This is a genomic window from Bacillus sp. P4_D3, assembly GCF_056401855.1.
Genome location: NZ_JBFUIN010001325.1, coordinates 1 through 551, shown reverse-complemented (window position 1 = coordinate 551; position 551 = coordinate 1). Strand labels below are relative to the sequence as shown.

Sequence of the window (551 nt, the reverse complement as noted above, 5' to 3'; positions counted from 1 at the left end):
AAATTACTTACACGTTCTTTCGGTCCATATGCGACAGCTTTCTCTGAGGCGCCAGTACTAATCGTATGTTTAGCAACACCATATGAATCAAAGTTTCGTGAAAAGATATTTGATCCAATTGACTTCGTTCCTGATTCAGTATGGGAAGAGGAAGGAATTAAGAGTAGCTGTCTAGCAGCACAAAACTTAATGTTGGCTGCACATGCGAGAGGACTTGGCACTTGTCCAATGACAGGACCTGTATTGTTAGCTCAAGATGAACTGCGACAATATTTACAAATTGAGCCTCAAAAACAAATTAATATGGTAATTTCACTTGGGTTTCCGAAAGATAAGCCGAAGAAACTTTCTCGAAAAGAAGTTGATGAGATTACAACATTTATTTTCTAAATGTTATGTAGAAAAGACATTGAAATGCCAATGTCTTTTTATTTTGAATGAATATTTCTTTAGTGAATTGGGCTAAAATGATGAATAAGGTGGAATTACTATTTATTTCTTAAAAAAAATTAATGTTCTTAAAATGAAAGTATGGTACAGTAATCGTGAGC

1 protein-coding gene is annotated in these 551 nt (G+C 34.3%); it reads left to right on the top strand.

All coding sequences use genetic code 11. The features are described 5' to 3' along the window. On the top strand, nucleotides 1–390 hold a 390-nt coding region (locus AC1DTM_RS31125; RefSeq protein ID WP_477001777.1), incomplete at its 5' end, for a nitroreductase family protein. Between the last annotated feature and the right edge of the window lie 161 nt (nucleotides 391–551).